Here is a 13,119-nt window from a genome sequence, read left to right as displayed (position 1 = left end):
GACCGAAACGATGGCGATCAAAATCCAGAAAAGGCGCAAGGCGTGAACTCCCGGTCCGAGACGATGTTGTACTGTCCGGATATCGGGTTTCAGGCGGCGATAGCAAGGGTTGTGAGGAAAACGATCTCGCCGATTTGCGCGGCAGCGCCCAGCGTGTCGCCGGTATGGCCGGCGACCTTCTTTCTGATGAAGGCGGAAAACAGCAGCGATGCGACGCCTGCGGATGCCAAGGCTATCACAACCCCGCCGAGCGCGTTCGTCGCAATGCCGATCCCGACGCATAGAAGGAGCGTGATCGCCTCGGCCGAGGCCGTCGTCCGAACGCCGGGCCGTCCGAGCGTCGCGGCTGCGCCATCCGTGCGCGCTGCGGACAATATTGTCCACTGCAGCACAAGGCTTCCGCGACCGGCGGTGGCGGCTGCAATGAACAGCAGCGCCGCATCCGTCGGGCCGTGATGCGCAACGAGCGCGGCAAGTGCCGCCGCCCGCAACAGCAGCGACAGAACGATCGCGGTGACGCCGAAAACGCCGGAATGGCTGTCCTTCATGATCGCCAGCGCCGTCTCGCGGTCGCGCCCGCCGAAAAGCCCGTCGGCGGCATCGGCGAGGCCGTCTTCGTGGAGCCCGCCGCAGATCATGATCGAGATCAGCACGGCGATGAGCGCGGCAAGCAGCGGCGAAGCGCCGAGCCAGGTGAAACCGGCCAGTGCGATGGCGGGCAGGATGGTTGCAATCGCGCCGGCAAGCGGGTACGCCCAGGCGGCGCGGGCGCCCGCCGGCATCTCGGCCATCAGCGGGTCAGGCATTCTGAGACGTGTCAGGAAGCTAAGGGCGCTCGTCAAGTCGGTAATGAAGAATGGCATCTTCATCGGTTTGTGCTCGTTTCCAGGTCTTCGACCTTGCTAGCCGGCCGTTTGAAAAATATGAGCTTTGGCAACGCTGTCAGCATAGCACGGGACAAGACAAATGAGCGATGGACACCCATTCGAGGATTTTCGCACTTTGCTGGACGCCTTCCCCAAGGCCGACGCACAGATACTCTCTCAGGCGAGAAAACGCAACTCTGTACTTACCAAACCTCCCGGTTCGCTTGGCAGGCTGGAAGAGATCGCCATGTGGCTTGCCGCCTGGAGCGGTCGCGCACCGGCGGTCAATCGGCCCATGGTTGCGGTGTTCGCCGGCAACCACGGCATCGCCGCCAGAGGCGTCTCAGCCTATCCCCAGGCCGTCACGAAACAGATGGTCGAGAACTTCGCCAAGGGCGGTGCGGCGATCAACCAGATCTGCGCCAGCGTTGATCTCAGCCTGAAAATCTTCGATCTCGCGCTCGATCATCCCACCGGCGACATCTCCGTCGAGCCGGCGCTTTCGGAGCGCGATTGCGCGGCGACCATGGCCTACGGCATGGAGGCGGTGGCCGGCGGCGTCGACCTTCTCTGCCTCGGCGAGATGGGCATCGGCAACACCACCGTCGCCGCAGCGCTCAGCTATGGGCTCTTTGGCGGCAGTGCTGCCGACTGGGTCGGTCCGGGCACGGGTGTGGAAGGGGAAGCTTACGAACGCAAGGTCGCACTGGTCGAACAGGCCGTGGCGCTTCACAAGGATCACCTGTCCGATCCGCTGGAAGCCTTGCGCCGCCTCGGCGGGCGGGAACTGGCGGCAATCGCCGGCGCCATCATCGCCGCGCGCATGCAGAAAGTGCCGGTGCTGATCGACGGCTATGTCGCGACCGCCGCCGCCGCCGTGCTGAAGGCCGCCAATCCCTCGGCGCTCGACCATTGCATGATCGCCCATGTCTCCGCCGAGCCGGGGCATCTGAAGCTCGTCCAGAAGCTGGGCAAGACTCCGTTGCTGGCACTCGGCATGCGGCTGGGCGAGGGCACGGGCGCGGCCCTTGCCGCCAGCCTGGTGAAGGCCGCCGCCGCCTGTCATACAGGCATGGCCACATTCGAGGAAGCCGGTGTGTCCGACCGGGAAGCGTGAGTCGCAAACGTGTCGCAGGACTGTCACGGGCCTGTGGCAGTTTGCGCCCTAAACCGGGCGACACCACAGGCCTTTCAGGCTAGGTAAGTGATTTGGCTGGTTTTGAAAACGGCGAAGGATAATGCATGGCCCCTATCGAGAAAAAGAAGGGATTCCGCCATCTGCTCGCGGCTGGCGGCTATTCGTTCCAGGGCTTCATGCGGTTGCTGAAGGAAGAGGCTTTCCGCCACGAACTGATCGGCTTCGTGGTCGGTCTCGTATTGTTCTTTCTTGTCGGCGCGAGCGCCGTTCAGTTCATGATCTTCGTGATCCTGATGCTGTGCCTGTTCGGCGTGGAAGCGTTGAACACCGCAGTCGAGGAGATCATCGACCGGGTGTCGCCGGAACTCTCCGTGGAAGGCCGGCACGCCAAGGACCTCGGCTCGTTCGCGACCTTCTGCCTGATCAGCAGCAATTTCATCTACGCCGTCTACGTGGTGTTCTTCTGAGGCACCTGGCGCTCATGCCGGTAGACGAGATTTGCCGGGTGCGGGGCAGCGGCGTCCGGATCGAGCCGTGCGCCGAGCCGCTCCGCAAGCCGGATCGAGCGGGCGTTGTCGGGATCGACATAGCTGACGCATTCGCTCACGCCGAGCGTTGCAAAACCCCAGTCGCGCAGCGCTGACGCCGCCTCGAGCGCATATCCCTTGCCCTCGGCGCCCTCATAGACGAACCAGCCGAGTTCCAGTTCGGGAAAGAGCGGCCCCTTGCAGAGCGCCACCTGTCCCATCGTTTCGCCCGTCTGGCGGTCTTCGAACATCAGCGCGCCATGGCCGAAGAGCGTCCATTGGGCGACATCGTTGCAGAAGAACGACCACGCCGTTTCCTCTGTGTGCGGTCCGCCCATGTAGCGGGCGCGATCGGAAGAGAGGAAGGCGAAATAGGCGGGCCAGTCGGCAAAGACGAGCGGGCGCAGAAGCAGCCGTTCGGTTTCGATCACCGGGATCGCGGCAATGTCATGCGGCATTGGCGGCCTCATGACGACGCGCGCCGTCATCGGCCTGCAGCGCCTCGATGATCTCGGCTTCGAGCGCATCTTCGAAGGTGAGGTCCGCAGCCGCGCTCTGTTCCGTCATCGGCGGCGCGTCATTGGCAACCTTGCGGCCCCGGCGTTTCAGCGCCGCGGCAAGGCGGTCGCGGCCGCTGCGGGTTTCGGAAGTCCGGGCCGTGGTTTCGATCGTGATGCTGTCGGGCGCAAACGGCATCGCCCGTTCGGGGGACAGGGCCACGGTGAGGCCGGTGTCCTGGTGATGAAGCGCTGCTGCCGGCAGGCCGATCACCCGGCCTGCGGGGAACAGGATCGTGGCAAGCGTGCCTTCGCCGGGGGCGGATTGCAGGATCAACTCGCCCTGATGCGCTTCGGCCAGCTGCTTGACGATCGCAAGGCCAAGGCCGAAGCCCTCGACGTCGCGGGCCTCCGCGCCGCGCGAGAAGGCGGTGGTGGCAAGCGCCAGCGCACCACCGTCCATGCCGCAGCCAAAGTCGCGAACGCTGAGATACTGGCCGCCCTCCGCGGTCGTGCCGGCCAGGATCAGCACCTCGGCATGTTCATCGGAAAACTTGACCGCATTGGAGATCAGGTTGAGCAGCATCTGCTTCACCGCCCGGCCATCGGCCGTGATCGGCGAAAGCGCGCCAGCGACATCGCATTTGAGCGCGATCGCCTTGGCCGCGGCCGCGCCGCCGATCATCGCCATCGAGGCATCGATGACGTCGACGAGATAGACCGGCTGCTCGTTCAGCCGATAGCCGCCGGCCTCCAGCCGCGACAGGTCCAGCACGCTGTCGATCATGTCGAGCAGGTGACGTCCGGACTGATGGATGTCGGCGGCATATTCGCGGTAATGGGCGTTCGGCAGCGGTCCCATCATCTCGGTCTTCATGATTTCCGAAAAACCGATGATCGCATTGAGCGGCGTGCGCAGGTCGTGCGACATGGCGGCGAGGAAGGTCGACTTGGCCTGGTTGGCCGCCTCGGCGGCCTCGGCCGCGGCTTCCGCCCTGGCGAGGCTTTCGGTCAGTTGCCCCGCAAGCAGGTCCTTTTCGCTTTCCCTGGTTTTCAGCGCCTTGTCGCTCGCGGCGATGTGATGGTTGAAATAGGCGATGAACAGCATGACGATCGCGAGCACGGCCGCCAGGCCGATATCGAAGGGCGCGCGGCTGCGATAGGCGACGAGGCCGAAGGCTATCACCGCCGGCAGGAAGACATGCCAGGCCGAGCGCGGCAGGGCGACCGCGCCAAGCGCCATCATCGACAGCGCGACAATCACCATGGACGCCTTGAAGAAGGACAGGGCAGCGCCGCCGCAGGCGCCGCATTCCAGAACGGAGAGAAGCGCCCAGGCGCCGCCGGCAAGCCAGTAGGCGCCGATGACCCGGGCGTTCCATTTGCGCACCGATGCGGTATCCTCGCCCGCGCGCGCGGCCTGACGGATGGTCAGGAACGCCACCCCGTGCAGGATCAGCGCCGCCAGCGCCCAGACCGCGAAGATCAGGTCGCGCCCGAGATAGAGAAAGCCGAAGCCGGCAAGCGCCAGCATGATCGCGATCGCGGGCGCGCTTTTCTCAAGACTTTGAAGCGCGGCGTGGAATTCGCCGACGTCGTTGGCTTCGTTGCGGGGGCTGGCAATCAGTTCGGCACGGTTCGTCATCGCATCCATCCTCGATTGCGGACGAGGATACGAACGAATTGTTAAGAAATCCGTAAAGGATTTGTTAGGGCTGTTTTTTAAGAGGTCGGTAACACATCTATGCCGGGAGCCGGCAATCAGGGAGTTTGCGCTGACAGATCACAACGAACTTGCAGAACGGATCGCGGCCTGCCGCATCTGCCGCGATTGTCCGCAGATGGCCGAGCCGCTGCCGCATGAACCGCGTCCGGTGGCGATTCTCTCGCCCACCGCGCGGGTGCTGATCGCCGGTCAGGCGCCGGGGCTGAGGGTGCACGAGACCGGCATTCCCTTCAACGACCGCTCCGGCGACCGGCTGCGCGACTGGATGGGCGTCGATCGCGCGGCGTTTTACGACACAGCGCGTTTCGCCATCATGCCGATGGGCTTCTGTTTTCCGGGCTATGACGCGCGCGGCAGCGACCTGCCGCCGCGCCGCGAATGCGCGCCGCAATGGCGCGAGCGGGCGATGGCGGCCATGCCGCAGATCGAGCTCGTGCTCGCCATCGGCATGTATGCCCAGAAATGGCATATGGGGGAGGCGAGCCGGAAGTCGCTTACGGAAACCGTGCGCAACTGGCGCGCCAGCTATTTCGCCAATACCAGCCCCCGCATCCTGCCGCTGCCGCATCCAAGCTGGCGCAATACCGCATGGCTGAAACGCAACCCGTGGTTCGAAGCCGAGGTGCTGCCGGAGTTGAAGGCTGCGGTGCGGCTTTTTGCGGGCGATGGCGTCCGCTCTCAGGCTGATTGACCCCTTTCAAATCGAAAAATTGATGCTATAAGAGCAAAAATATTTTACGGAGAGCGGAAATGGATCGCCTGGATAGGAAAATTTTGCGCCTCATACAGGAGGACTCGACGCTGGCAGTTGCCGATATCGGCAAGAAGGTCGGGCTTTCGACCACGCCCTGCTGGCGGCGCATTCAGAAGATGGAGGAAGAGGGCATCATCCAGCGCCGCGTGGCGCTGCTGGATCCTGAAAAGGTCAACGCCAATGTCACCGTCTTCGTCGCGATTCGTACCAATACCCATTCGGTGGAATGGCTGCGGCGGTTTTCCGAGGTGATTGCGGAGTTCCCGGAAGTGCTGGAATTCTATCGCATGAGCGGCGAGGTCGATTATCTGCTGCGCGTGGTCGTGCCCGATATCGCGGCCTATGACGCCTTCTACAAGCGGCTGATTGCCAAGATCGAGATCCGCGACGTCTCGTCTTCCTTTGCCATGGAGCAGATCAAGTTCTCGACGCAACTGCCGCTCGACTACATGAAGCTCGAGCCCGCCCGCAACGGCGAATGATGCATCCTCCTGAGGTTGTGCGAATTAAGGGTATGTAAACCATAAGCTGACGCTTTTTTAACGCTTCATGCGCTATGGCTCCGATAAGTCATCACCTACGGAGCCTTCCATGAGAAAACTGTCAGCGTCACTTCTCGCCATTTACGGCGCGTCATGCTTTCCGGCATTTGCCGCCGATCTGGCGCTGCGCCCGCCAATTCAGCCTGTGGCCTATCAGGAAGTCTATGTGGAGGAAGAGCCGCTTTGGAATGGCCCCTATGCGGGCCTCGGCGGCGGCTATGGCTGGACCGGCGGTCGCGGCACGATCAGCGGCGCAGGGTCGCGCGGGCTGAACTATAATGGCGCGATTGCCAACCTGTTTGCCGGTTACAACAAGCAGCTCGACAACAATATCGTCGTGGGCATTGAGGGCGATGCCGAATATAGCTGGGGCAAGCGTGAGGTTCCGACCGGCCTCGGCTTCAACGGCGAGATCGGCTCCGACTGGAGCGGTACGCTCCGCGGCCGGCTGGGGTATTCCTTCGGCAATGCGCTGGTGTATGTGACCGGCGGCGCCGCGGTCGCTAATGCCTATATTCGCGCTCTGGACGTCAGCGTCAGCGATACGATCTACGGCTATACCGTCGGCGCGGGCCTCGACTACGCCGTCACCGACAGCATCTTCACGCGGCTGGAATATCGCTATACCGGCTACCCGGATCAGAAGGTCGTCGAGGATCTGGCGTCCGCTGCCGGCGGCACGGCCAAGTTCAAGATGCATACCCATGCGGTGATGGCCGGTCTCGGCGTGAAATTCTGATCCCGTCTTATTTCGGCGTCTGACAGGAACCGGCCTTGCGGCTTTACGCAGGGCCGTTTTTTCTTTATTGACCTGCCTCGTTTAAGACGCCGTGCGATACGGCAGTTTGTCCACCCGCATTCGTTGGCGGGACTGGTTTCAAGGAGCATGACATGTCTGACCAGATTTCCCTCATCTTTCCCGATGGCTCGAAGCGCGATTATGCCGCCGGCACGACCGGCCGCGATGTCGCCGAATCCATCTCCAAGTCGCTGGCCAAGAAGGCCATCGCGATCGCCCTTGATGGCGAGCTGCGCGATCTTGCTGACCCGGTGACCGATGGCCGCATCGAGATCGTCACCCGCACCGATGACCGCGCGCTGGAGCTGATCCGCCACGACGCCGCCCATGTGATGGCCGAGGCCGTGCAGGAGCTTTGGCCTGGCACCCAGGTGACCATCGGTCCGGTGATCGAAAACGGCTTCTACTACGACTTTGCCCGCGAGGTTCCGTTCACCCCGGAAGACCTGCCGAAGATCGAAAAGAAGATGAAGGAGATCATTGCCCGCAACGCGCCGTTCACCAAGGAGATCTGGTCGCGCGAAAAGGCGAAGAAGGTGTTCGCCGAAAAGGGCGAGGCCTACAAGGTCGAACTCGTCGACGCGATCCCGGAAGGGCAGGACCTCAAGATCTATAGCCAGGGCGACTGGTTCGACCTCTGCCGCGGCCCGCACATGACCTCGACCGGCCAGATCGGCAGCGCCTTCAAGCTGATGAAGGTGGCCGGCGCCTACTGGCGCGGCGATAGCAACAACCCGATGCTGACCCGCATCTATGGGACCGCCTGGGCCGACCAGAAGGACCTCGACGCCTATCTGACCTTCCTTGAGGAAGCCGAGAAGCGCGACCACCGTCGCCTCGGTCGTGAGATGGACCTTTTCCATTTCCAGGAAGAGGGTCCGGGCGTCGTGTTCTGGCACTCCAAGGGCTGGCGCATGTTCCAGTTGCTGACCTCCTATATGCGTCGCCGACTTGAGGGCGAGTATGAGGAGGTCAATGCGCCGCAGGTGCTCGATACCTCGCTTTGGAAGACCTCCGGCCACTGGGAGTGGTATCGCGAAAACATGTTCGCCGTTGCCTGCGCCGATGAGGAGGCCGAGGACAAGCGCGTCTTCGCGCTGAAGCCGATGAACTGCCCCGGCCACGTCCAACTCTTCAAGCACGGCTTGAAGTCCTACCGCGAACTACCCATCCGCTATGCGGAATTCGGCGTCGTGCACCGCTACGAACCGTCGGGCGCGATGCACGGGCTGATGCGCGTGCGCGGCTTCACCCAGGACGATGCCCATGTGTTCTGCACCGAGGAGCAGCTTGCGGAAGAATGCCTGAAGATCAACGATCTGATCCTGTCGGTTTACGAGGATTTCGGGTTCGACGAGATCGTGGTGAAGCTTTCCACGCGGCCTGAAAAGCGCGTCGGTTCCGACGAGAGCTGGGATCACGCCGAGGCGATCATGACCTCGGTGCTGAAGACCATCGAGGCGCAGTCCGGCGGCCGCATCAAGACCGGCATCCTGCCGGGCGAGGGCGCGTTCTACGGGCCGAAATTCGAATATACGCTGAAGGACGCGATCGGCCGCGAATGGCAGTGCGGCACCACGCAGGTCGACTTCAACCTGCCGGAACGCTTCGGCGCCTTCTACATCGACTCGACTTCGGAAAAGAAGCAGCCGGTGATGATCCACCGCGCGATCTGCGGTTCGCTGGAACGCTTCCTCGGCATCCTGATCGAGAACCATTCCGGCCACATGCCGCTGTGGTTCGCGCCGCTGCAGGTGGTGGTCGCCACGATCACCACCGAAGCGGATGGCTACGGCGAAAAGGTTGCGAACCGTCTGCGCGATGCGGGGCTCTCCGTCGAAACCGATTTCCGCAACGAGAAGATCAACTACAAGGTCCGCGAGCATTCGGTGGCCAAGGTTCCGGTGATTCTCGTCTGTGGCATGCGCGAGGCGGAAGAGGAAACCGTCAACATCCGCCGCCTCGGCTCCCGCGACCAGCAGTCGATGTCGCTCGATGATGCGCTGGCCCTGCTGATCGACGAGGCAACGCCGCCCGACCTGAAGCGCAAACGGGCGTAGGAACCACAAAGGGGCGGGGCTTTTGGCTCCGCCCTCTCTTATGGCTTGAAATCGATCACCTGCGCGCGCGCTCCGCTCGCGAAATTGCGGATCCTGCGGCAGGCATAGGCCAGTCTATCCCTGATCCTGTTCGCCAGTCTTTCGCCCAGCGTCGCGCCATAGGATTTGTGATTGGCCCTCTCGGATATATTGCTCTTGTCTGCGGACTCGTCGGTGCTCTGCAGGCGCGTCTGGATGCAGAGCGCGGGCGAGAGCTGGTAGAGCGACAGCGTTTCGGCAACGCCGCCGCGCGGATCGAAGAGCGTGGAGTCCACCGCCATGCGAAGCTTTTTGCTTTCGGCCAGCATGCGGGCGGCGGCCTCGCGCGAGATCAAGTAGCCGGCGGAGCCGATGTGGCAGCCGGCAAGACGCCGGACCGCACGGTCTCCGATGGCGGCTTCCTCGCCGGGCGCGATCTCTATCGGCCTCAGGCTGGTTTCCAGTTTGACGATGTCGGCGTCGTCCGGCATCCAGTCTGCGATTGCGGACAGGACCTCCGCCGCGTCACGGCTGAGGTCGATATCGTCTTCGAAAATCGCGGCGCAATCCTCGTCGCTGTCGAGCAGCAGGCGCCAGGCCTTGATATGGCTGAGATAGCAGGCGATCTCACCGGGTTGCAGCCGGATGCTGACCGGCGTCGGATAAGCGCAGACCGCCGCGATTTCGTCTGGAGCAAGCAACCGGCCATCAACCGCCGGGACCCGGGTGAAGGCAACGTCCCGTTCGGCAAGCAGGGCTTCGATACGTTTCAGCCTTTCCGTATCGCGGTCGAGATTGATGACGAGTGTGAGCACGGAGCCCTTTCGCGCTGGCGGATCGCCTCTGGAATAATGAAACGGAGTGTTTCGGCGATTCGCAGAAAAGCTCCCGGACTACAATGCAGCTTTATAGCTCGGCTTCGCGTTCTGGCAAGATCGGGCAGCGTTTTGGCGAAAATCCACGGTTCGCTTCCGACAGCCGCCGATCAGATAACCCAGTTGCAGCTTCGTTCGACGCAGGCAGTCGCGGATCAGATAGTCTCCGTATTCGACCGGATTGGCGCCGCGCGATTTCCGGCTTTCGCGAATGGGATTGACCGAGAAAAAGCCGAGACTTGGCAGGCCGCAGCGATGGCCGATGTCGTCTTGAATGCAGATGGCCGGATCGACCTGGTAGTTGACCATGCTATGCTTCAGCCGGGCGCGCGGATTGAACATGACCGCGTCGACGCCCATGGCGAATTTCTCGCTGTTTTCCAGTAGTTTGCGGGCGCCTTTTCGGCTGAGAATATAGGCGGCCGAACCCAGATGCTTGCCTTTCAGCCGATAGAGGTCACGCCCCAAAACAGTGTTCTCGGGGCGGCTTTCGAGTCTGACAGGCTGAAGACACGTCTCCAGCTTGACGATATCGCCGTTCTCGGGAAACCGGTCTTCCGCCTGTTGCAGAAACGGGCCGATGTCGTCGGCAAGATGGACATCATCCTCGAAGATCGCGACGAACGGAGCCTCCGTTTCCAGGAAAGCCTGCCAGCATCTGACATGACTGAGATAGCAGCCGTACTGGGTGGGCGTGAGCGGGTAACTTCCGGCTTCGGGGTAGGTCTCTCGGCTTGCGATCTCGTCGCTCGAAACCGTGCGGCCATCGACCGCATCGAACCACACCACGTTCAGACCGGCCGCATCGCACGCGTCTGCGAGATGCTGACGCCTGTCTGCATGTTCTCTAAGGCTGATTGCATATACCAGCAAATCTTGACTCCCGCGATTTGTCTGAATGGTATCTCCTTGGCTGCTCTGATGAAAGAATACAACCTAAAGAAGTTGCAAGGGGCCGTTTGGCAGGGGTAGAGGCAGGGCGACTAATCGAATGCGTCGCCATCGGTGTTCGCCTTGTTTTCGGACAGCAGCAGCTCGACATCCTCGGTGCCGGCGGAGGAGACCGTGAAGGTCTTCTCAAAGAGGCTGTCCTGGTTGCGGGCAACGGCGGTGTAGCTGCCTTCGGCGAGGATCATCGTCGGCATCGCGTTGCTGCTTTCGGTCAGCACGTCACCGGAGGCGCCGAGCACCGTCCAGGCCGTGTCGGCGAGCGCTTCGCCACCGGCCTCGCCGGCCAGCTTCAACGTCACCTCCGCGGCGTTGATCTTCAACTTGGCGTCGGTGATCTCGCCGGCCTTGACCTTCAATCTGGCATGGGTCTCTGCATTCAGCGAGCCATAGGAGGATACCACGTCATAGGTACCGGCGCGCAGGCGCAGAATGCTGCCGGGCGCGATATCCTCGGCCACCAGTTCGCGGCGGTCATCGCGGTCTTCATAGACCGAGAAGCGAAGTTCGCTGGCGCTGGCGGGCTTGCCGTCGCCGAGCCGGGCATTGAGCATCAGCCCGCCGGCGTTCAGCACAAAGGAAATCTGCTCCGCCTGGCCGGCCTCGTGAGCGATGCGCACCTTGCGCGTTGCCGAAGCGCGGCCGAAGGCGCAGTTGATGAAATAGTCGCCGGGGGAAAGCTCGATGGTTTTGCTGCCGCCTTCGGCCGATGCGACCAGCCGCAATCGGCCGCTGGTATCGGGAATGGTGGTGAACACCCGCCAGAACAGGCCGTCGCGCATCACATGGCCGTCCTCGGCCAACCGCGCCTCGAGCTTCACCGGGCGTTTTTCGCCGGGCTGTTGCGTTCCCCGCATCAGGGAGAAGGGATCGTCGGAGTGAACCGATGGCGTGCTCTGGGCGAGCGCCGCGGCCGGCACGGCCAGCAAAAGCCCGGCCATGACTGCGACGAGGGGGCGAAGGGTCTGATGTCTGGGCGTTCTGTGCGGAAACATGCTGCTCGCCGGTTGACTTGCCTGACGCAAGTGTTCACTTCAATGTCCGATTGCGTAGTGACCCGAATATCGTGGCGTTTTCAAGAGCGTCGCATGATTTTTTGATTGAGTGAGGCCCGCCGTGACTGCCAAGAATGACACCCTCATCGATTTCCTGAAAACCCGCCGCTCGACGCCGGTGCTGCAGCTTGCGGCCCCCGGTCCGAACCGCGGCGAGATAGCGGAAATGCTGACCATCGCCTCGCGTGTTCCCGATCACGGCAAACTCGCGCCCTGGCGCTTCATCGTCTTTGCCGGCGCGGCGCGCGAGGAAGCGGGCGAGAAGCTCGCCGATATCGTCAAGACGGACGATCCGGAAGCCTCGGCGGAGCGGCTGAAGCTGGAGCGCGAGCGGCTTTCGCGCGCGCCGTTGGTGATCGCTGTCGTCAGCCGGGCGGCGGTTCATCCCAAGATCCCGGAATGGGAACAGGTAATGTCGGCGGGCGCGGTCTGCTACAATCTCGTGGTCGCGGCCAATGCCTTTGGCTACGGCGCGACCTGGCTCACCGAATGGTACGCCTTCGATGAGCGCGCCAAGCCGGCGCTGGGCCTGGAAGCGGACGAGAAGATCGCCGGCTTTATCCATATCGGCACCCGCACGGAAGCGCCGTTCGAGCGCGTGCGGCCGGCGCTGGAAGATATCGTCACCTGGCGCGGAGAGGCCTGATCATGTTTTACACCACCGACACCAATGCCCATGGCATGCCGCACGATCCGTTCAAGGCGATCGTCGCGCCGCGGCCGATCGGCTGGATCGGCTCGCGCGGCCGGGACGGCAAGGACAATCTGGCGCCCTATTCGTTTTTCAACGCGGTCTCGTCCGCGCCGCCGGTGGTGATGTTTTCCTCCGACACGGTCAAGGACAGCTTCACCAATATCGAGGAGACCGGCATGTTCACCGCCAGTCTCGTGAGCCGCGACCTCGCCGAACAGATGAACACAACCTCCGCGCCCCTGTCGCGCGGCGAGAGCGAGTTCGAGGCGGCCGGCCTGACCGCCGTCAACGGGCAACTGGTGGACGCCGCCTTCGTGGGCGAAGCCTATGCGGCGCTTGAGTGCCGCGTGACCCGGATGATGGCGGCTCCCACGCTTGAGGGGTTTTCCACCGAGAGCAGGCTGGTGTTCGGTCAGGTGGTCGGCATCCACATCCGCGACGAAGCAATCGGCGAGAATGGTCTTCTCGATATGGCCAGGATCCGCCCTGTCGGTCGCATGGGCTATCTGGACTATGCCGAGTGCGGCACGCCGTTCCAGATGAAGCGTCCAAGGCGCGGCTGAGGCAATTCAGGGACGCTGCGGGCGCCCGACGTTTTCGCCGTGGTTGTACTCACGGCG

At 62.8% G+C, this 13,119-nt stretch carries 14 protein-coding genes; 8 read left to right on the top strand and 6 right to left on the bottom strand.

All coding sequences use genetic code 11. The features are described 5' to 3' along the window. Positions 1-89: 89 nt before the first annotated feature. On the bottom strand, positions 90-863 hold the full coding sequence (gene cobS, locus K7H91_RS03795) for an adenosylcobinamide-GDP ribazoletransferase (RefSeq protein WP_269065954.1): 774 nt from the start codon (positions 861-863) through the stop codon (positions 90-92). Between the two features lie 103 nt (positions 864-966). On the opposite strand from cobS, the gene cobT reads away from it, so the two are divergent. Together cobT and K7H91_RS03785 are read left to right on the top strand one after the other, a co-directional pair. Further along, positions 967-1,983, top strand: a complete 1,017-nt coding sequence (cobT, locus tag K7H91_RS03790; protein WP_230718884.1) for a nicotinate-nucleotide--dimethylbenzimidazole phosphoribosyltransferase — start codon at positions 967-969, stop codon at positions 1,981-1,983. 125 nt (positions 1,984-2,108) lie between these two features. Next, entirely contained in the window at positions 2,109-2,471 is a 363-nt protein-coding gene (locus tag K7H91_RS03785; RefSeq protein ID WP_018066344.1) for a diacylglycerol kinase, read from the top strand. Here K7H91_RS03785 and K7H91_RS03780 read toward each other — a convergent pair. Together K7H91_RS03780 and K7H91_RS03775 are read right to left on the bottom strand one after the other, a co-directional pair. Then, entirely contained in the window at positions 2,453-2,989 is a 537-nt protein-coding gene (locus K7H91_RS03780) for a GNAT family N-acetyltransferase (RefSeq protein ID WP_230718883.1), read from the bottom strand. The two genes, K7H91_RS03785 and K7H91_RS03780, sit on opposite strands and share 19 nt — an antisense overlap. Continuing rightward, positions 2,979-4,673, bottom strand: coding sequence for a sensor histidine kinase (locus K7H91_RS03775; RefSeq protein WP_230718882.1), 1,695 nt, complete (start codon positions 4,671-4,673; stop codon positions 2,979-2,981). The genes K7H91_RS03780 and K7H91_RS03775 overlap by 11 nt, the downstream gene beginning before the upstream one ends. A 196-nt stretch (positions 4,674-4,869) precedes the next feature. Between K7H91_RS03775 and K7H91_RS03770 the strand changes: the two genes are divergently transcribed. The 4 genes from K7H91_RS03770 to thrS all read left to right on the top strand — a co-directional run bounded on the left by K7H91_RS03770 (position 4,870) and on the right by thrS (position 8,909). After that, positions 4,870-5,445: a uracil-DNA glycosylase family protein gene (locus K7H91_RS03770; protein ID WP_330165984.1), complete on the top strand. Its 576-nt coding sequence runs from the start codon at positions 4,870-4,872 to the stop codon at positions 5,443-5,445. 59 nt (positions 5,446-5,504) lie between these two features. Then, complete coding sequence (locus K7H91_RS03765; RefSeq protein WP_230718881.1) at positions 5,505-5,990, top strand: Lrp/AsnC family transcriptional regulator; 486 nt, start codon at positions 5,505-5,507, stop codon at positions 5,988-5,990. A gap of 109 nt (positions 5,991-6,099) precedes the next feature. Next, a complete protein-coding gene (locus tag K7H91_RS03760; RefSeq protein WP_230718880.1) occupies positions 6,100-6,789 on the top strand; it encodes an outer membrane protein in 690 nt (229 codons plus the stop codon). 152 nt (positions 6,790-6,941) lie between these two features. Then, a complete protein-coding gene (gene thrS, locus K7H91_RS03755) occupies positions 6,942-8,909 on the top strand; it encodes a threonine--tRNA ligase (protein WP_230718879.1) in 1,968 nt (655 codons plus the stop codon). Between the two features lie 38 nt (positions 8,910-8,947). Here thrS and K7H91_RS03750 read toward each other — a convergent pair whose 3' ends face one another. The 3 genes from K7H91_RS03750 to K7H91_RS03740 all read right to left on the bottom strand — a co-directional run bounded on the left by K7H91_RS03750 (position 8,948) and on the right by K7H91_RS03740 (position 11,745). Beyond that, positions 8,948-9,742: a glycosyltransferase family 25 protein gene (locus K7H91_RS03750; protein ID WP_230718878.1), complete on the bottom strand. Its 795-nt coding sequence runs from the start codon at positions 9,740-9,742 to the stop codon at positions 8,948-8,950. 78 nt (positions 9,743-9,820) lie between these two features. Beyond that, positions 9,821-10,675, bottom strand: a complete 855-nt coding sequence (locus tag K7H91_RS03745; RefSeq protein WP_230718877.1) for a glycosyltransferase family 25 protein — start codon at positions 10,673-10,675, stop codon at positions 9,821-9,823. A gap of 110 nt (positions 10,676-10,785) precedes the next feature. Further along, positions 10,786-11,745: a hypothetical protein gene (locus K7H91_RS03740; RefSeq protein ID WP_230718876.1), complete on the bottom strand. Its 960-nt coding sequence runs from the start codon at positions 11,743-11,745 to the stop codon at positions 10,786-10,788. A gap of 121 nt (positions 11,746-11,866) precedes the next feature. Here K7H91_RS03740 and K7H91_RS03735 point away from each other — a divergent pair, with 121 nt between their 5' ends. Together K7H91_RS03735 and K7H91_RS03730 are read left to right on the top strand one after the other, a co-directional pair. Next, positions 11,867-12,451 carry a nitroreductase family protein gene (locus tag K7H91_RS03735; RefSeq protein WP_230718875.1) on the top strand — a complete coding sequence of 195 codons (585 nt, stop codon included), beginning with the start codon at positions 11,867-11,869 and terminating at the stop codon, positions 12,449-12,451. Between the two features lie 2 nt (positions 12,452-12,453). Continuing rightward, positions 12,454-13,062, top strand: coding sequence for a flavin reductase family protein (locus K7H91_RS03730; RefSeq protein ID WP_230718874.1), 609 nt, complete (start codon positions 12,454-12,456; stop codon positions 13,060-13,062). Positions 13,063-13,119 lie beyond the last annotated feature (57 nt).

This window comes from Martelella mediterranea (assembly GCF_021021415.1).
In the GTDB taxonomy this organism is placed as follows: Bacteria; Pseudomonadota; Alphaproteobacteria; order Rhizobiales; family Rhizobiaceae; genus Martelella; species Martelella mediterranea_C.
This window is presented reverse-complemented; position numbering and strand designations above follow the sequence as displayed.